Raw genomic sequence first — 18,972 nt, 5'->3', positions numbered from 1 at the left:
CGCTTTTTTGCGCTTTGATACATTTCTGTTAGTTCACGTTATAATCAGCCAATACTTCGTCTACGGTGAGACTGTTGTTATAAATCTTCACTTCGTCGATCATGCCCTTGAATGGCACGTCCCAATAATTGATGCCCAGTGCAAATACGCCGTTATCATCCGTGAACACATTCGGGAAATTGTTGCCCGAGAACTTCTCTACCCCGTTGATGTAGACCTTCACTGTGCCGTCATTGACTGTAAACGCCACATGAGTCCATTCATTTGCCGGGATCTGCATGCCGGCAAGCGCATCATACCACTTCTCGCCGGACCACAGCAGCGTTTTATCAGCACCCCTCTGCGGAACAAAGCTGATCCAGCGATTGCCGGATGCCGCTCCGAAGAAGGCTGTCGTATAATCCGTAAGCTGCTCGGGCTTCAGCCAAAGTGATACAGAATAAGAATTGCTGTTAATCAAGCCCTTGGGCAGCACGATGCCGGATTTCCCATCAAAGATCGCTGCCTGACCGGCAATGCCGTTGCCGTATGTGATGCTTCCGACCGTCGGACTATCCACCTTTGCTCCGGCGACAAGGCCTGCACCGGACAATTGCAAGGAATCATTCAAATTGCCTTCAAAGCTATATTGCGCCACTTTTCCGTCTGTAACTTTTACAGTATAACTGCCCGACACGCTATTTCCGTCCGTCGAGGTTGCCGTAATCACAGCTTCGCCAAGCTTCAGCGCCGTTACAAATCCTGTCACCGGGTCAACTGCCGCTACCGCAGGATCACTTGAACTCCATACGAGCGTCTTATTGGCAGCGTTGGCCGGGAGGATGGTTGCCACAGGTGTAAAAGTATTTCTCACCGCTACTTCTTTTTCCGCCGCAGCGAATGTTATAGCGTTTACTTTGACATTGGTATCCGGCTCGCCATTCACCAGCCAGCCTACGGCTTCTGCGGATAATGCCTTTTCATATACACGCAGCTTGTCGATCATCCCTTTATACGGAACATCCCAGTAGTTGACGCCAAGGGCGAATACCCCGTCCTCCCCGATGAATACATCCGTAAATCCGGTTCCGGTAGATTTGAGCACACCGTTAAGATACATTTTGACGGTTCCGGCATCATACGTGAAGGCCACATGCGACCACTGGCCTGTCCCGATCTGCACGCCCAGATCCGCGTCGAGCCAAGCCTCGCTGCCGAACCACAAGCGTGTTGTAGCTCCGCCATTCCCGTATGGCAACAGGCTTATCCAGTTCGAATCCGATTTTGCGCCAAAGAACGCTGTCGTAAACGGTGTCAATGTGTCAGGACGGAGCCACATGCTCACGGTATACTCGCTGCCATGAATCAGTCCGTTCGGAAGGCGGACACCGGAGCTGCCGTCGAAGCTGGCTGCTTTGCCATCTTTTCCAGCCTCATAATTAATGGTTCCGCCCGTATTATTGGCCCGGTTCCCGGTAACCTCGCCTTTTGCAACACGCTCTCCGGCTTCAGTGAGATTGTCCTCGAAGTCATATGCAGCTACCAGGCCGTCCTCCAGCAAGCTGCCGCTCTGCTCTACGACAACAACAGTAAAGGCCTTGGTTGCCGTTGCTGCGCCCAGCTTGATTGTAGCTGTCAATAGGGCCGCTATATTCCCGCTTCCATGCTCCGGTCGGGTAACCTTCCCATCATTTCCAACTACAGCATTGTTAGAGGATGCCCATGAAATTGTTGCCCCGTGAACGCCTTCCACCGGCAGAGTAAGGCTTCTGTACACCTTGCTTGTATCGCCTAAGCTTAAGCCCTTCGCGACATTGGCTACCAGCTGCTCATCGCTCAGGCTCTCGAGCTGGCTGCCCCATACTGCGACTCCTTGCTCCGATATTGCAGTGAAGGTCATGACATTCGCCTGACGGGTCGAATCCCACAGCTTCACGAATACACCCTTGTACAGATTCTGCACCTTGCTGCCGTTCACGGTCTCATCAAGAAGCAGGTGAGCATAATAATCACCCTTCAGCTCCCAGGTTCCGGTCACAGATCCGCTGATGGTTCCGTCTTCCTTCAGCTCAATATCCACTGTAGGCTTGATTTTTGCTGTAACATCCTTGCCGTGGTTAATGAATTGATAAGCCCCGGCCAGCTCCTTCTGCTGAACCTTGCCGATCGTTTCACCAGAGTAACGGTGCGGTGCTACCACCGGCCATCCATCTTCGTTCATGAACATTTGATGCACCCGCAGCTCATGCGATTCGCCGCGCAGCGGGAAACGGGTGTGAAAGAAATTGAAGAGCTTGCCTTTATCCGCATCGTAATATACGGAGTTATGTCCTGATGACACATAGCCATAGGTTTGGAAATTCGGATCGCCGTTCACATTCGTGAACATGAAGTTGCCGAGCAGCTTGTTGCCGTATGCCGCATTATTGGTTTGGTTCGGCTGCGCCGCATCTTGTCCTGCTGCATCTTTATATGGGCCGTCCGGGTTCTTGGAACGGAACAGCCGCATGCTGTAGCCGCCGTCAGAAGCAAGACCGCCGTAAGTTACGTACAGATAGTAATAATCGGTATTTTTATCGTAGGTTACATATGGGCCCTCACCCGATTTCGTATTGCCGCCGGAAATATGGGTTCCGAAATAACGGTCGATCAGCCTGCCGTCCGCTGTCGTTCCATCTTTTCCCGGATATTTAGGTTTTCCTGTAACAGGATCAATCTCCAGAATGAAAATACCGCCCGACCACGAGCCGTAAGTCATCCAAAGCTTGCCTTCCTTGTCGTAGAACAAATTCGGATCAATTGCATTCGTGTATACTTTGTTCTTATACGAACCCGCTGCATCGAACCAGTTCGGATTCATCCCTTCAAGCGTTCCATCTTTGATCAGCGCAGGAATGTTCGTATTTTCCCACTGTTTGTTAATCTTGCTCTTGGCATCATAGGCTTCCGTCAGCGTAAACCCGGAGTAGATGACCGTATTGCCATAGGTGTAAGGCCCCTCGATCTTCTGGGAAACGGCAAAACCGATTGCCGAACGGATATAGGTGGAAGAGGTGCAATAGAACAGCATGTAAGCGCCCTTTGTACCGTCTGCATTCTTATAATCCTTATTCCAAAAAACATCCGGCGCCCACACGGAAAAGCCGTTCGTGCTGTCTGAATCATTCTCTCCCGCCCAAGCAAAGGATTCTGCAAGATTCTTGGAGAGATCCCCGTACAGAACATTGTTCGGCGTGGTGTAGCCGTTAGTGAACCGTGTCCAGTTCATCAGGTCACTGGATTTGGCTGCATCAATATGTGAACCGAACACATAATAGTTGCTGCCATCCTTGACTATCGAAGGATCGTGTACAGATACGTTGGTAAAAGCCGGTGCGGTTGACACTGGCGTTGGTACTGGCGTTGCTGTCGGTGTTGCGGTTGCAGTTGCAGTTGCTGTTGGAGTGACTGTCGCTGTTGGTGTCGCTGCAGGTGTTACTGCAGGCGTTGCTGTTGGTGTCGCCGAAGTGCCGCCGGAGCCTGCATTAGCTGTAGCTGTCGGGGCCGCCGTAGCGCCCGGAGTCACAAGTTTGATATTGGCGCTGTATTTATCGCTATAGGACACTTTTCCGGCATTCTGAACATTAATAACGAAGTTCCCATTGGCAATGAGATTTTTAATTTCCGCGCCAGTTTCCACATGCAACTCCGCTTTCTGATTCATTGTCATTTCAGCGATGCTGCCTTTGTTCAAATATAGCGAAGGCTCGCCCAACGCCCTCACATCTACCGATGGAAAGCTGCCGCTAAATTGAATAGCTGATTTCGCCGGCAATGTGCCCTCAACTACTACCGGGCCAAAGCCCCCGCCGGTAGCTGAAGCCTCTTCTTCCAGCTTGACGCCGGAATGAACCCGAACGTTATTCACCGTGCTCGTTCCTTGGGTCAGGACCCGAAGCTTCCCGTTCTGCTTATTCACAACCAGTTCCGGGATGGCGGCATTGTTCAGCGTTACGCTGTTCTCGCCTCCGCCGTTCACAAATACCTTGCCGGATACGGTCACATTGTCCAGCTTCACGTCGCCTTCTCCAATGCCTTCAGTCAAATACAGGTTCCCGGAGATTTTGGAATCCTTCAATACGACACCAGAAGTGCTGATGATCATATTGCGGGCTGTAACGCCAGTAAGAGTACCGCTTTGATTGGAAATTTCTCCGGAAAGATTGCCGATCATGCGCAGGGCTTCAGCTCTCGTAACGGACTTTCCTCCCCTAAAGCTGCCATCTGCATAACCGCCCAAGTAACCCTCACCGAACAAGGACAGCACAGCTTCCTGACTCCATGACGGCAAATCCGCAGCATCCTTTGGTGAGGTTCCGCCTGCTGGAGCGGTTAACTTGAACAATCTGAACAGCATTACGGCCGCTTCCTGGCGGCTTACCGTCTGATCCGGGCGAAACGTGCCATCGCTGTAGCCTGATACATACCCGGCAGCCACAGCTTTTTTGATATCGCTCGCAATGGATGCTGAAACATCAGTGAAACTCACCTCGGCTTCAGCCTGCAAATGAAAAACCCGATTTACAAGTGACACCCACTCCAGCCGGGTGATGTCCTGGTCAGGCTTGTACACGCCATTGCCATAACCGGAGATTAGTCCTTTATCCGCCCATACCTGAAATTCTTTCTGTGCCCAGTGGCCCGTATAGTCAGTCACCTGCTTCTGCGCAGCCTGCCCAAGCTCTTTGAAATCGCTTGCAGGCGTGGCTGCGGAAACAATTGCCGAAGGCACAACCAGGGCCAATGCAAGAAGCGAAGCAGTGAATTTGCCAATGTTCTTTTTCAAAGTGTAAATTCCTCCAATACAAAAGTATAAATATTACTGACCGGATGAGTACTCAATGATATATGGGTTTAGCTGGCTTCTCCCAATCCTCCATTCTTCACCGCACAATATAAAACGCTTTCAATGAGTTCTAAAAAAAATGCAGAGAATTTATGTTTTAAATAAACATAAACATAAAATCGAATTGCGACTTTTCTCGGTTTTATTTTAACTACAGTATCAACAGATAGTCAATTGTAATTTTTAAAATAACTAAATCTTTTTATGTTTTTATGCATTATAGTCCAAAGAAAATAAAGTATCTATTTTCAAGAAAATCAAATAACATAAAGGACTCCACATATTAGTCAACATAATATGTGGAGTCCTTATTAAACTATCGTAACGAAAAAGATGGCGACCGCGGCGGGGACCTGATTCCTTGGTACGTTCAACTATCGTTCTCCTTTAGTTGAACGGCTTTTGGGTGCTCTGAACCACTCGCTCTCTTTAGCTCTCTATAAAAGCTTTGCTGTTAATTTACTAAAAGTGGTCCGTCATTTGTCTAACATTTTTGAAAAGTACTTAGGAGCCTCCTTAAAACCTTGTCTCTCATAAAATTTATGAGCATCTATTCTTCTGGAATGACAATGAACTTGGATACTGTCACATCCCCTTTTTCTGGCAGAGGCAGAGGCAAATTCCTCTAATTCCTTTCCAATTCCTTTACTTCTAATAGAGGAGTCCACAACAAAATAACTAATTGATGCGATATCTCCTTTAATACCCAATTGTGGGATATAGTGTAGGGAAATGCAGGCAGTAACCCTTCCTTCAGCTTCATAAACCATCAATTCTTCATTGGGGTCAGCAAGAAGCCTTTCCATGTTCTCTTTAATAAAAGATTCGGTGTCCGGGTAGCCTAATTGCATCAATAATTTGGATATATCTTTTCTATCCTCCAATTTCGCAACTCTAATCATAGATTTCATCTCCATTCATTTCTCACTTTATAAGGTGTCGCTCGACATAAATCTCTATCGGTAACCCATTCATCGTAATCATAGTATTATATTAGCGAAATTACTAGAACCACGGTGTGGCTATTTCATTGCAGGTGTGGTTAATTGTTAATAGACTATAACTCAATAAAATGTCAGCTATATAGATTGAACTAATGATTTTTATGTTTTGGGATTGGCCGTGACTCCAGAGAATATTTGGACTTCCGGCCGCTGTTGTCTGCAGATTTCTTGATGTTTCTGGATTTTATTGAGCTAACGTTCTCCGTTAGTTTAAAGTCTGTATCAGTGCCCGAACGAGGTTGCGCAGTGAAGATGAGGTATTCACATCCATCATGCTACCTTCTAGGCCAAGTTTTTTACTGACAAAAGGAACGGCGAGCGTTGCTTCGTCGGGTATCACCGCGCTCATCATTTTAAGGGTCTGTATCAACGATGCTAGTGCTGTAGCGCCACCCTCCGCATGCGGGGATGCACTGATAACCGCTGTTGGCTTATTCACGAACTCGCCCGAGGAGACTACCCAGTCGAGAGCGTTCTTAAGCGAGCCTGGCACTCCGCGCGCATATTCCGGGGTACAGATTACGATCGCATCCGCTGACCGCAACTTTTCCCGCCATTCGTACACCGCCTCATGGGGTTCGACTTCGTCACCGTCTAAGTCGGGACTGAAGTGCGGTAAGCTTGCCAGCCCATCGTACAGACGAAACTCCATACCCACGGGTATCATTCCCTCGATGGTCAAGAGCAGCCGTGAATTGGTCGATTGCTTGCGAAGACTTCCGGATATGCATAGAACTACCAAACTTCGTTTCTCCATTCAGTTCACCATCTTTTACATTTGTTATCACAAGTATAAACCATAACACCAATGTTATGGTCAATCATAATACGTATAAATGTCTTACTACTACGTTCTATTAACCTGCCCGTTAGCTTATTGAAGCCATGACACTCTAATACTATATTTTCTCAGTTTATCAAGACCTAAATTTAGGAAACCCAGATATAATAAAGGGTTCCACATATTCATGTATAATATGTGGAACCCTTTATGTTTAACTATCTTTCCTCGTTACTTTAACGATGTAATCGAACTGAAGCTAAATGCATTAGATCCAAACATCATTGACTGCTGTTAATTCTGACTCAGTCTCGCCAGTGTTTACTACGCCCCTGGGCTCTACCAACATGATATGACACTCCTGGTTAGCAAAAGTTTTGTGTTCGACACCCCTTGGTACAATAAACATCTCTCCTTGGGAAATCTTTACTTGGCCATCGCGGAAATCGATGAACATCTCTCCTTCGAGCACGATAAACACCTCGTCGGTATCTTGATGATCGTGCCATACAAAATCCCCATCTATCTTGACCAATTTAAATTGATAGTCATTCATTTCACCAATGACTTTAGGAGACCAATGTTCATTGAACTTAGATAATTTCTCATTCAGATTAATAGATTGGTATTTAATGTTAATTCCTCCTTTTTATTAATATTCAATATACCATATTATTGACTTGGGTTGTTGTTAACTATCCTGTCCTTTAGTTGAATGCGGCGGATCTCTAAAGGAGTATTTTGCCCCGGCTAGAATCTCCTTTTTCCCCATTCACCTCCTCATCATCAGATAACGAGCTACTCAATCACTTGGTTTTGGTGTAAATCCCTCTTATTCACTAAGTTTACATACTGCGGTGCATCACGTAAAATCAAAAAATAGTATATAGATAATCAAATTTTGTGATGCAAAAGGAGAGAGTTGTTTTGGACATTAGATCTTTGGAGGTGTTTAAGGCAGTAGCAATTGAACAAAGCATTACAAAAGCTGCTGAGAAATTGAATTATGCACAGTCCAACGTTACTGCACGAATACAACGTCTTGAGCAAGAGCTGGGCGTTCCTCTGTTATATCGATATCATAAGAAGGTATCCTTAACCCCTGCAGGACGTGAACTGTTGCCGCATGTAAACAAGTTGCTTTACGATTTCGAGGAAGCGATTGAGGCAGTTAAGCTTTCTTCTGCCCCGCGGGGAACTTTGCGCATTGGAGCTATGGAGTCAACTTCTTCTACACGATTGCCATTGATTTTTACACAATATCACAAGAAATTTCCACAAGTAGAATTAAGCTTATATATGGCACCTACTGTGGATCAGGTTAGTACCATTCTCAAATATAAGGTAGACGGCGCATTTGTGGATGGGCCAATTCTTCATCCGGAAATTGTTGAATACCCTGTCTTTGAAGAATCTCTAGTTTTGATTACAAGCTACTCTCCGGAACCATTCCAATTAGAATTGATTTTACATGAACCACTGCTTTCGTCATTCGCGCATTGCATCTATTTGGGACGTTGGCAGCGATGGCTAGAGGACAATGGCTATGCTCCTATGAAGGTGATGGAATATGGCACTCTAGAGGGTGTCCTTAAATGCGTTGAAAACGGGTTAGGAGTCACCGTCTTACCAATATCTATGGTTGAATCACGGATGCAGGGAAGACTTACCTGTCATCCATTACCGGAACCGTACAGAACAGTGCCCACTGTGTTTATAAGGCGTCGTGACTCGTACATGACCAGTGCTCTCTCACGATTTATGGATCTGGTGGGCATAACTAATCTGTGATTTGTTGCTATTTTCCAACTTTTAGTATTATTCACAGTTATAATTACTTGTCCTAGGATTCCCTTTAATTTTTATCTTTATCTTAGAAAATGGAAGTGATTGATGAACCCCATGATACTATCTTCTTCATGCATTACTTCATTCCACTTCATTATCCATCACCTATATTTGAACAGATTTAAACAATGAATAATGCATATAAACCATATATTATTACTATGGTAAGTCACTAAAGATAACTGCCCGTTAGCTTAACGAGTTGAGTTAAAATGTATCGTAAACCTGAGCATAAGCCTTTTTCATTTGCTCTGGAGTACTTTCTTTTCGTTCTCCAATGCCTTGATTTTAGAATTATCGCCACATCTACCTTTTCTAGGGTATCGCCTTGCGTTTTGCATAGATGCTCTTTAGCAACTGAACGGAGCTTGCAATAAATGGACAGGAGCTTTCCTAATAATCCGCTGCACATTAACCCACACTAACGGTGTCTTTCATACCAGCTAAGAGGGAGTGTTTCGAATGCGTGAAGGTTTGATTCCCGCCGTTCTTGGAACTGTAGTCACTGCTTCCAGCGCAGCTTTTCTCGGCAGCAGATATAAGATGGCCGCTACAGGTCTGCTTGGATTTGGTCTGGCCCACATCGTGCTGGGAGCGATTGATTTATTCGAGCACCGCTAAAAAAAGGTTGGAAGATGCCGGCCCTGTACAGCATGTACTGGCCGGTTCCTTATTAATAAGACAGCAAAAAGGCCCTCCCCTGCCTTGGGTAAGGACCTTCATAAGCTATTGGTTTATTTCACTGCTACATAAAACAGCCGCTCAGCACTGTCGTCGGCCTCCACCCATTCAAAATCGGCGTACACCTTCACATCGCTGAAGCCCGCCTTCAGCAGCTCCTCAGTCATCCAGCTTGGATCATAAGCCCGCTGAATATGCGTCTCCTCAAAGCGGCGGTATAATCCGCTTCCTCCGTCTTCACGGGCGAAAATGGACAGATGATGCTCGATCTCGCGGCGCGGAACATCCATTTCACAGGTCCAGATATACGACACTGAAGGATCATCCTGTACAAACGGCTGCTCCTCTTCATAGCGGATGAGTGTGTTCGGATGATGCACATCGAACAGGAAGATGCCTCCAGCCTTGAGTCCGGCAAAGGTGCGGGCAAATACAGAACGGACCTCCTGCTCCTCCAGCACATAATTCAGACAATCGCAAAAGGAAATCACGGCATCCACCGGCTCCGGCAGCTCCCATTCCGTCATGTTCTGGCGGACCCAGCGCACGCTGCCCTCACGCAGGAACCGGCGTCCCTGCGGGTGCTGCTCCATCTTCATCTGAGCCACGGACAGCATATCCGAAGATAAATCAATCCCGGTCATGTGGTAACCTGCTGCGGCAAGCGGGATGGTAATGCTCCCGGTTCCGCAGCCCAGCTCGGCAACGGTGAGCGGCTTGCCGTATTTGCTCCATGCCGTCTCCGCAAAGGCCAGCCAATCCGGATACGGCATATCCGCCATAAGCTCATCGTACACATATGCAAATTTCCCATAGGAAGACACTGACGTACACCGCTTTCTATCATGCATTTAATTTGCAGACTTTTCGTTATTCCTTGCTCTGCTCTGGAGCCGCTCCATCCTCTTCCTTGCGGGCAAGGTACGTCCAGTTCTCCTTCTGCGTAACAAGACCTTCCTTCATCAGCTTGCCCAGCGCACGCTTGAACGCCGACTTGCTGATGCCGAAGCGCTGCTTGATGATCTCCGGAGGCGTGGCATCCGAATAAGGCATCGCTCCGCCCGGACGTTCCTGCAAAAATTCCAGCAGCGTAGCTGAATCGACATCCCGGCCGATTTCCTTGCGCTGGGACATGGACAGATTCACACGGCCGTCTTCGCGGATATGCGACACCCGGGCCTCGAACTCCTCACCTAGCCGCAGCAGACGGGTGCGTTCGGAGGAATGGACCATTCCAATGATCCCAAAGCCCAGCACACCGCCGTCCACAAGCACAAAGGTCCCCATTTGCAGCGGCTTGTACACTCTGGCCTTAACCATCTGGCCCATCCATGAGGAAGGCGCAGGCAGCGCGAGCGGAGCAAGCTCCTGCTCTCCGCCCAGCTTGGCGCGAAGGCGTCCCTGCTTGTCATGCTCCATAATGACAAACACCTTGTCCCCAACCTGCGGACGCAGCTCTATAAGCTCCGGCAGCTCGCGAATCGGCAGCAGCAGTTGCCGTCCAAGCCCCATTTCCAGGAAGCAGCCGAGGCGCGGATGAATATCCGCCACTTCCAGCAAAGCCATTTCCCCCAAAGTCAGAAGAGGCTTCTTCATTGTGGCCGCAAGGCGATCCTCTGTATCAAAGAAGATGAACACTTCAACCTTGGCTCCAATCTTAGGCTTGCTGCCAACCAGCTCCGTATAATGCAGCATGACATCCTGGTCCCCTGCACCCAGGAAATAGCCGTAAGGTGATACCTCCCGTAAGACTTCCAGCGTGACCGTAGTTCCGGCAATCAGACTCATACCGTCTCCACAACCTTGGCGTCGGACCACAGGCGCTCAATATTGTAATAATCGCGTTCGTCGCGGTGGAAGACATGCACGATAACATCTCCAAGATCCATCAGCACCCAGCGGGCAGCGTCCATTCCTTCAATGCCGCGAACCATGCCGCCGGCTTCATGAACGACCTTGCGAACCTCGGTGACAATCGCCTGCACCTGGGTATCGGAATTCCCGTGACAGATAACGAAATAGTCACTGATAGGCGAAACGCTGCGCAAGTCAAGCGCAACCACGTTCATTGCTTTTTTATCTTCAACGGCTTTGAGGGCCAATTGCAGGAGCTTGCCTGATTCTACACTCATATTTTATCCTCCAATATTCTTACTAGGTCATTGCGTGCCAGCACCGTTAACGGAAACACAATCCTGCGCTTCTGCAGCAGCAGGCTGATTGTGGAGTCAAATCCGGCGACCAGACCTTGCTCAAGACTAACCTTCGCCAGCTTGCGTATGTCATCCACCCCGGGAAAATCCCGTCCCGGCTCAATATAATCGGCCAGGCAGACTATTTTCTCCAATAGGCTCATGTTCTCGCGTCCTGAGGTATGGAACTTGATCGCCCCCAGCACCTCAGGATCGGTTATTCCATATTCCTTCTCGGCGACAAAAGCGCCTACCTCGGCATGCCAGAGCTGCTTGTCATACTTCAAAAGTTCAGCCGACAATCCATTCTGCTCGATGATCTCCTTCATTCGCTCCACCGGCCAATATTTGGCCACATCATGCAGGATTGCCGCCGTTTCCGCACGGACCGGATCTCCGCCGTAACGCTCTGCCAGCTTCACTGACGTTTCCATCACGCCAAGCGTATGCTTCCAGCGTTTCTCGGGCATTTGTGCGGAGACCGATTCAATCAGCGCTTCGCGGGTGAATGCCATACAATCCACTCCTTTGAACATAATCATATACAGCCTCAGGAACCATATAACGGATGGATTTACCTTCGGCGGCCCGTGCTCTGAGCATCGTTGAAGAGATATCCACCAGCGGCATATCCGCCAGCAGAACCTTCTCTGCAATAAAGCCCGGAAGGGCCGCAAGGTCCAGCGGAGTGCCCGGACGTCCCACACCGATGAAGGTCAGACGCCGCACCAGCTCCTCAATCCCATGCCATTTCGGCAAATACTGCACCATATCCGCACCGATGATGAAGAAGAACTCATGCTGTGGAAATTTCTCCTGCAGAATAGCGATCGTCTCGAACGTGTAGGATACACCGCCCCTGGCGATTTCCAGATCCAGAATGCCAAAAGCCTCGTGATCCCTGATCGCATCCTGCACCATCGCCAGCCGCTCCGCACCCGTTGCACCGGCTTCATGCTTATGGGGTGGAATATGCGATGGCATGAACCACACCTCTTCCAGCGCATAGGACTCCCTGGCGGTCTCCGCTGCCATCATATGGCCGATATGAAGAGGATCAAAGGTCCCTCCCATAATTCCGACTCTCAAGAGGTCTACCTCCTCTTATTATCAGGGTAAGCTACCGTCTCCCGCAAGCTTGCGGGCGCCGCCTTAGCGGGGCAGCTCGATGGTTTTGTTGTCACGTGATTCCTTGTACAAAATGATCGTCTTGCCGATGACCTGCACCAATTCGGAGCCTGATTGCTCCGCAAGTGCGGCCCCGATTTCCTTCGGATCATCCGCATTATTGTTCAGTACGCTGATCTTCATCAGCTCGCGCTTCTCGATAGCTTCTTCGATATGGCGGATCAGATGATCGTTAACACCGCCCTTGCCGACTTGAAACACGGCATCCAGATGATGCGCCAAAGAGCGGAGATAGCGTTTTTGTTTTCCAGTTAACATAAATGAACAAACTCCTTAATTAACATAATATAATTTCTTTGTATTTATTCAGCGCTGCCGCCCAGGCAATCCAGGATGGTCTGCCGCATAATGTCCACCGGTGCTGTCCGTCCGGTCCAGTACTCAAGCGCATAAGCGCCCTGGTAGACGAACATGCCCAGCCCGCCATGAATCCTGCAGCCGCGCTTAAGGCTCTCCGACAGCAGCCGGGTGCGCAATGGATTATATATCAAATCGCTCACGATTATTCCGGCAGGCAGCAATCCGGGATCAATCGGCGTTTCATCTATATGGGGATACATGCCTACGGAGGTTGTATTGATTACAATATCCATCCCTCCGATATGTTCACCAATCTCGTTCATGCTAATACCACTGGCCTTGCCCTTGCCATGGCATGCCTCTGCCAGTTCCTTCGCCTTGTCCGCAGTCCGGTTGGCGATAAGCACTGCGGAAGGCTTCTCCTGCAGCAATGCGGTAACAATACCTCTTGCCGCCCCTCCGGCGCCGATGACGAGAATGCGGGCGCCGGACAAGACCGGCGCGGCTTCTGCTTTGAGGGAACGGACATATCCGATACCATCCGTATTGAATCCTGTAAGAATACCGTTGTCGTTGACAATCGTATTGACTGCGCCGACGGCAACCGCACTTTCATCCAGCTTGTCCAGATACTCCATCACCGCAACCTTATGCGGGATCGTAACGTTCACTCCGCGGAACCCCAGTGTGCGTATCGCACCCACCGCTTCACTGAGCTGGTCAGACGCAATATGCAGCGGGACATAGGCTCCCGGGATGCCCAGCGCTTTCAGCGCCGCTCCGTGCATAAGGGGAGATTTGGATTGGGCGATGGGATCGCCCATTACCCCGAGCAGAATATCCTTGTTCATGTCATTGCCATTTGCGCTTGTCACAGCTTCGCCGCCCTCCTTAAGAATCAGATCAGCGACGGACGGGTCAGCACCTTGACGCCGCGCGGAGCATGGACCGCCACTACCGCTCCTTCATTTCCGTTCACCTTGATCCAGCCCAGACCCGAGATGAACAGATCGGTCTGGCTGTTCCGTGCAATGCGGAATTCATGCCGCTGCCACTGCGGCAGCTTATCCATATCAGCGGTTCCCGGAGGAGACAGCAGCTCGCCCCGGTGCTCCTGATACAGAGAATCCGCCCGTTCCAGCTTCGTGCGGTGGATCTTCAGCGTCCCGCTGATGTAGCAGGTGAATGACTGCCGCGCCCCCTGCACAAAATCAAACCGTCCCAGTCCGCCGAAGAACAGCGACTGCCCTTCGTTCAGCTGGTATGCTGCCGGTTTCAGCGGATTTTCCGGCATTACCGCCCCCAGATCCTTGCGCTCCACCAGCTCGCTGTAACGCCAAGGATACACAATCCCCGGTGTATCAATAATATAGTGGCCGTCATCCAGCGGAATCTTCACCATATCCAGGGTAGTCCCCGGATAACGCGAAGTCGTAAGCTCCTCCTCCAGATCGCTGTAGTCGGAGATCAGGCGGTTGATCAGGGTGGACTTGCCTACGTTGGTAGCGCCTACGACATAGACATCACGCTGTCCGCGCAGCTCGCTTACCGCTTCCAGCAGGCGGTCAAAGCCCTGATTGCGTTTTGCGCTGCAGAGCACAATTTCCGCCGTCCGCAGGCCGTGCTCCTTACAGCGCTGCTGCATCCAGTTGCGCAGCTTGTTCCAGTTCGTCACCTTCGGCAGCAAATCGACTTTATTCACTGCGAGAATAACAGGGTTATTGCCGACAAACCGCTGCAGACCGGAGATCAGGCTGCCTTCAAAGTCAAAAAGATCGACGATATGAATCACAAGCGCATTTTTCTCCCCTACCCCGCTCAGCAGACGAAGAAACTCATCCTGATCCACGGATACCGAAGAGGCTTCATTGTAATTCTTGATGCGGAAACAGCGCTGGCAAATGACCGGTTCCCGTTCAAAGGCAACCTCCGGGATGTAGCCCGGAAGCTCCTTGTCCGTGGTCTGCAGCTTGATGCCGCAGCCGCTGCATTTCACAGGGCGCTGATCTTCTTTCATTTGATTCATTTAGATTTATCCTCCTCATGCCACAATCCTTGCTTGCGAAGCCGTGTCAGAGCAATCCGCTCTACCCGGCGGTTGATTCTTGTACCGATGCCTTCATCCTTGACGGAGATGGGCAGCACAAGCACCGTATATAGTCCCAGCCTGTTGCCGCCGAATATATCGGTAAGCATCTGATCGCCGACCACAATCGTCTGCTCGGGAGTAAGCCCCATCTGCTTCATCGCCTTTAGAAACGGAGTGCTCCTCGGCTTGCGGGCCTGATGCACATATTCAATATTAAGCGGCACGGCAAAGCGTGACACCCGGTCCATGTTGTTGTTCGACACGATGATCAGCTTGAAGCCAAGCTCCTTCACCTTGTTGAACCACAATATCAGCTCCGGGGTGGCCAGAGGCGCTTTGGCGCCGACCAGCGTATTATCCAGATCCGTGATGATGCCCCGGTATCCACGGGCGTAGAGCTCCTCGAGCGCAATATCAAATACCGTGTTCACCCGGAGTTTGGGCATTAACCTTTCAAACAATACGTTCACCTCGATTTCATACGACAAACTATATCATACTCTTTGCGCTTCGCAAATGAACCGGCTGCCTGTATTTTCCGCTGCATAGCTTTATTTGCCGGACTTTATGCTTTTGCGAAGCCGCAAAGCTTCAGTATACACGCTGCGCCAGTCTTTGTCTTCAACAACCTCCGGGCTGTATTTTGCCCGTTCGAACATTCCGAGCAGCGCCGAGAGATTGCCGGCAGAGGCTGGCCGTTCCTGCCTCCAGCGGTCCACGGATTCGCGCAGCGTTTCATGCTCTTCCTTCAGCATGCCCTTCCTGCGGGCATACCTTACCCATCTCGCCGTTTCCGCCTCAACTTTTTGCACCGGAGACAAAGGCTGGCCGTAGCGCAGCCGCGCAAGAATGAAACGAAGGCTCATGCGGTAGTGCCAGAGCAGAAAGCCGAGCCATGACAGCAGCACAGCCGAAGCTGCCGCCACTATCCATGCTCCCATATGAAATCCCTCTTCCTGCGTTCCATTATTCACATCAGCTTGTTCCGGCTTGGGTTCTTCCTCCGGAACAGCAGCTTCCTCCGGCGTTGTCTCCTGGCTCTGCGTTAGAAGAGGAGTATTGAAGCCTGGCGTAGCCTCGACCGGAATCCAGCCGTACTCTCCGAAATAAACCTCAGCCCACGAATGGGCATCCGCATTCGTAATCGTATAGTTATTGTTAACCAGTGCTGATCCCTGCTGCATGGCAATATTGTCCGGCAGCTCCGCTTGCTCGCCTGGCGCATAACCCTTGACCCAGCGCGCAGGAATATCCAGCGAACGGGCCATCGTAACCAGTGCAGTAGAATAGTAGTCGCAATATCCTTCCATAACCTCGAACAGGAAGCTTTCCACAAAATCCTTGCTTTTGCGGCGCGAGAGATCCGGCTGATTCGTATATGGAAAGGTTTGCTGCAAATACTGCTGCAAGAGCGATATTTTCTCATAAGGCGTCTTTCCCTGGGCCGTTACCTCCTGCGCCAGCGCTCTGACCCGTTCTGGGAATTTCTGCGGCAGCTGGAGATACTGGTCGTCAATTGCTTCCCCGCCGTACAGCTGTTCATATGTCATCTTGTTCAGCTCCTGAACAGGAACAACCGGGACCTGCGAGGTCAGCACATATTCCCGGGGATAAGCTGTGTTCCATAACAGCTCGCTGCCTTCGCTTCTCCAGAAGAGGCCGCTGCCAGCAGCTTCGCCATTGATGGAGTTCACGGTTGAAATCGAATATCCGCCGAATAGGACCGGATACGAATTGTTCCCGAGCAGCTTCACGCTTATCTTCAGCTCTCTGGTCTCTACTTTGGATGCTGCCTTCCGCTCCAGCGGCTGACCCACCTCGGCCCCCACAAACGGCCCCCGTTTGATGGTGTCATCATCAATCCAGCCTGTGCCTGAATACATACTGCGGGTCTCCCCGCGCATATAAGTACGCATATCCGAATTAACGGTCATAATAGGGGAATAATCAAAGTTGAAGCCCCCGCCCAGGTTATTATCATCCGTACTGTAGCCGGAGGTTGTGTTTCCCGAGGAAGTTGAACTGGTCCCGTTGTCGGTTGAGCCGGAGGTACCGGAGGCGGTACTGCTGCCGCCCCCCTTCCATTCCTGCCATGCGGTGTATGGATCAGTCAGCGTCGGGCGCACTTCGGGCATATTCACGCCGGTAATAATCACAAGGGAAAAAATAATAGCGACATTAATTGCCACCTTGAACGGATACTTTAGCAGATAGGTCCAGCCCCGGGGGTAATGCAGCTGGAAGCTGCGCAGATGCTGGGTCACCAGCCAGCCCATGCCGGCAAATACCGTCCAGGCGACTTCCTGCCATAGAATAGAAGTAGTAAAAGAGTCCAGCGCCGCAAACGCGGCAATATTCATGCCAATAAACATTAGAATCCGCGGTTTCGAGGACACCCACCAGGATGACAGCAACAGCAGAACGAGCGCCCCAAGGGCAAACCAGATATATGGTGTCATATTTGAGAGGATATCCTGCAGCCGGTCGCCCAGCGTCTGCAGCCAAGGATTAGGGACGTAGCCCCCATAATGAAGTACCATGCGGTAGGTTAGATAGACCGCTGCCGCAGCTTCGAGGAGCAGACGATAGATCATTTTTACGGGTAAAAGGATTTCAATGACCGCTGCCACAGCCAGAGTAAGCAGAACTGCTGCAGTGGTCTCCTCAAGCCAGAAGGGCTCTGTGTACGAGACCCACTGCAGGGCTATCACCATTAGCCACAGCAGGCCGAAAGAGCGATGCCAGGATGATTTAATGCCATTCCACCAGCGTGTCATTTCCGTGTGTCACCTCCGAGCACCGCAGGGAGCTCATGGAGCGAATTCACGCTGCAGCCTGTAACGCCGCGTGATTTCAGCACATCCAGCCACTCCTGAGTGCGGTTCTTCGCTGCTGAACCCTGTACATGAATCTGAGAGGGAGTCATTCCCCGGCTCTCCGCCCAGCGCAGCACCTCCAGCACGGGCTGGCCGGTCAGCGGGCTGATCAATACAAAATACGAGCCTTTCGGGAACATACGGTGCGCCTTCTCCAGTCTCGATATAAGCGGTCCCCGGCCTTCGGCGTTGATGTCGATCAGATATTGGTTCATCTTCTGGCGTTCCGCTCCGCTCTCGGCAGGGCTGAACACCTTGGTGTTCTTGTCCAGACAGCACAGGCCGATGCCGATCCGCTCACGGATGCCGAAGCCCAGCAGCGAGGAGGCAATCGAAACCGCCAGCTCGAATTGGCTTGAGCTCACATAGGCCGTAGCGCTCCCGTCCAGGACCAGTATCGTTTTGGGAACGGACTCATGCTCGAACTCCTTCGACTTCCAGTCGCCTGTCTTGGCCGTTGCGTTCCAATGGATGCGGGACATCCGGTCGCCGTAGACGTAATCGCGGACCCCGTTGATCTGGGTCGTCTCCCGCCGCGACGGGACCAGAGACGCCTGGGGTCCGGCCAGCCGCGCTCTCCGCTCATAGAGCTGCCAGCGCGGCACAAGCACCGCGCGCGGCAGCACACGGAACTGCCCCTCGGCCAGAAAGGTTCCCTTATGCTCCACAAGGCCGAAGATATCCTCGGCAAGAATATCCGTCCCCTCGAAAGTATAACGTCCACGCTCCAGGGCCGGAGTCTGGAACAGCAGCTCACCCTTCCCCTTCAGGCTGGGAACCAGACTCTCCTCAAACACCCACGATTCACCGTTATGGCGTTTCAGAATTTCCCTGACCACCACGTACGGCAAAGGCAGAAAGCCCGGAATCGTGATGTTCAGCTTCACCCGCAGATATCCGCCCGCATATATTAAATCAGGCTTGTCCTGCTCGGAGTAAAGGCTGCGCGTGCCTTTGGCCCGGCGTACCCCGCCCAGGCCCCCAATAATTAAATAAAGCAGCAATACAGTGACCATAATAAACAGCATGAAGGAGGTTTTGCCGCCCTGAAAAAGCACATACAGCAGTGTGATGCCCCAAATTGCGAGTATGCCGGCGAACTTCCTCGGCTGAATGAGAGCCGCCGCCTCAGAGAGATAGCTTTTCATG

At 50.7% G+C, this 18,972-nt stretch carries 17 protein-coding genes; 2 read left to right on the top strand and 15 right to left on the bottom strand.

Annotation, left to right across the window (positions count from 1 at the left end; all coding sequences use genetic code 11):
• Nucleotides 1-28 precede the first annotated feature (28 nt).
• The 4 genes from ACX1DY_RS13465 to ACX1DY_RS13450 form a co-directional block, all read right to left on the bottom strand.
• Nucleotides 29-4,804, bottom strand: a complete 4,776-nt coding sequence (locus ACX1DY_RS13465; protein WP_458964708.1) for a LamG-like jellyroll fold domain-containing protein — start codon at nucleotides 4,802-4,804, stop codon at nucleotides 29-31.
• Between the two features lie 536 nt (nucleotides 4,805-5,340).
• The gene (locus tag ACX1DY_RS13460) at nucleotides 5,341-5,766 is read right to left on the bottom strand and encodes a GNAT family N-acetyltransferase (protein ID WP_458964707.1); all 426 of its coding nucleotides are present in this window, start codon (nucleotides 5,764-5,766) and stop codon (nucleotides 5,341-5,343) included.
• Nucleotides 5,767-6,073: 307 nt separating this feature from the next.
• Nucleotides 6,074-6,625 carry an NADPH-dependent FMN reductase gene (locus tag ACX1DY_RS13455; protein ID WP_458964706.1) on the bottom strand — a complete coding sequence of 184 codons (552 nt, stop codon included), beginning with the start codon at nucleotides 6,623-6,625 and terminating at the stop codon, nucleotides 6,074-6,076.
• 292 nt (nucleotides 6,626-6,917) lie between these two features.
• Nucleotides 6,918-7,283: a cupin domain-containing protein gene (locus ACX1DY_RS13450; RefSeq protein ID WP_458964895.1), complete on the bottom strand. Its 366-nt coding sequence runs from the start codon at nucleotides 7,281-7,283 to the stop codon at nucleotides 6,918-6,920.
• Between the two features lie 293 nt (nucleotides 7,284-7,576).
• Between ACX1DY_RS13450 and ACX1DY_RS13445 the strand changes: the two genes are divergently transcribed.
• A complete protein-coding gene (locus ACX1DY_RS13445; protein WP_458964705.1) occupies nucleotides 7,577-8,440 on the top strand; it encodes a LysR family transcriptional regulator in 864 nt (287 codons plus the stop codon).
• Between the two features lie 519 nt (nucleotides 8,441-8,959).
• Complete coding sequence (locus ACX1DY_RS13440; RefSeq protein ID WP_458964704.1) at nucleotides 8,960-9,118, top strand: asparagine synthase; 159 nt, start codon at nucleotides 8,960-8,962, stop codon at nucleotides 9,116-9,118.
• 113 nt (nucleotides 9,119-9,231) lie between these two features.
• On the opposite strand, the gene ACX1DY_RS13435 is transcribed toward ACX1DY_RS13440, so the two are convergent.
• From ACX1DY_RS13435 to ACX1DY_RS13385, 11 genes are all read right to left on the bottom strand, one after another.
• A complete protein-coding gene (locus tag ACX1DY_RS13435) occupies nucleotides 9,232-10,002 on the bottom strand; it encodes a class I SAM-dependent DNA methyltransferase (protein ID WP_458964703.1) in 771 nt (256 codons plus the stop codon).
• 46 nt (nucleotides 10,003-10,048) lie between these two features.
• Entirely contained in the window at nucleotides 10,049-10,966 is a 918-nt protein-coding gene (locus ACX1DY_RS13430) for a CvfB family protein (RefSeq protein ID WP_458964702.1), read from the bottom strand.
• The gene (rsfS, locus tag ACX1DY_RS13425) at nucleotides 10,963-11,310 is read right to left on the bottom strand and encodes a ribosome silencing factor (protein ID WP_019912519.1); all 348 of its coding nucleotides are present in this window, start codon (nucleotides 11,308-11,310) and stop codon (nucleotides 10,963-10,965) included. Before rsfS ends, ACX1DY_RS13430 begins: the two co-directional genes overlap by 4 nt.
• On the bottom strand, nucleotides 11,307-11,885 hold the full coding sequence (gene yqeK, locus ACX1DY_RS13420) for a bis(5'-nucleosyl)-tetraphosphatase (symmetrical) YqeK (RefSeq protein ID WP_458964701.1): 579 nt from the start codon (nucleotides 11,883-11,885) through the stop codon (nucleotides 11,307-11,309). The genes rsfS and yqeK overlap by 4 nt, the downstream gene beginning before the upstream one ends.
• The gene (locus ACX1DY_RS13415) at nucleotides 11,857-12,459 is read right to left on the bottom strand and encodes a nicotinate-nucleotide adenylyltransferase (RefSeq protein ID WP_458964700.1); all 603 of its coding nucleotides are present in this window, start codon (nucleotides 12,457-12,459) and stop codon (nucleotides 11,857-11,859) included. The genes yqeK and ACX1DY_RS13415 overlap by 29 nt, the downstream gene beginning before the upstream one ends.
• A 63-nt stretch (nucleotides 12,460-12,522) precedes the next feature.
• Complete coding sequence (yhbY, locus tag ACX1DY_RS13410; protein ID WP_019912522.1) at nucleotides 12,523-12,816, bottom strand: ribosome assembly RNA-binding protein YhbY; 294 nt, start codon at nucleotides 12,814-12,816, stop codon at nucleotides 12,523-12,525.
• Nucleotides 12,817-12,860: 44 nt separating this feature from the next.
• Nucleotides 12,861-13,733, bottom strand: coding sequence for a shikimate dehydrogenase (gene aroE / locus ACX1DY_RS13405; protein WP_458964699.1), 873 nt, complete (start codon nucleotides 13,731-13,733; stop codon nucleotides 12,861-12,863).
• A gap of 23 nt (nucleotides 13,734-13,756) precedes the next feature.
• The gene (gene yqeH / locus ACX1DY_RS13400) at nucleotides 13,757-14,884 is read right to left on the bottom strand and encodes a ribosome biogenesis GTPase YqeH (RefSeq protein WP_458964698.1); all 1,128 of its coding nucleotides are present in this window, start codon (nucleotides 14,882-14,884) and stop codon (nucleotides 13,757-13,759) included.
• Complete coding sequence (locus tag ACX1DY_RS13395) at nucleotides 14,881-15,408, bottom strand: YqeG family HAD IIIA-type phosphatase (RefSeq protein ID WP_458964697.1); 528 nt, start codon at nucleotides 15,406-15,408, stop codon at nucleotides 14,881-14,883. Before ACX1DY_RS13395 ends, yqeH begins: the two co-directional genes overlap by 4 nt.
• A 90-nt stretch (nucleotides 15,409-15,498) precedes the next feature.
• Nucleotides 15,499-17,724, bottom strand: coding sequence for a DUF4129 domain-containing transglutaminase family protein (locus ACX1DY_RS13390; protein ID WP_458964696.1), 2,226 nt, complete (start codon nucleotides 17,722-17,724; stop codon nucleotides 15,499-15,501).
• Entirely contained in the window at nucleotides 17,721-18,971 is a 1,251-nt protein-coding gene (locus ACX1DY_RS13385; protein ID WP_458964695.1) for a DUF58 domain-containing protein, read from the bottom strand. The genes ACX1DY_RS13390 and ACX1DY_RS13385 overlap by 4 nt, the downstream gene beginning before the upstream one ends.
• Nucleotide 18,972 lies beyond the last annotated feature (1 nt).

The sequence above is a fragment of the Paenibacillus sp. BAC0078 genome, from assembly GCF_054483875.1.
This window is presented reverse-complemented; position numbering and strand designations above follow the sequence as displayed.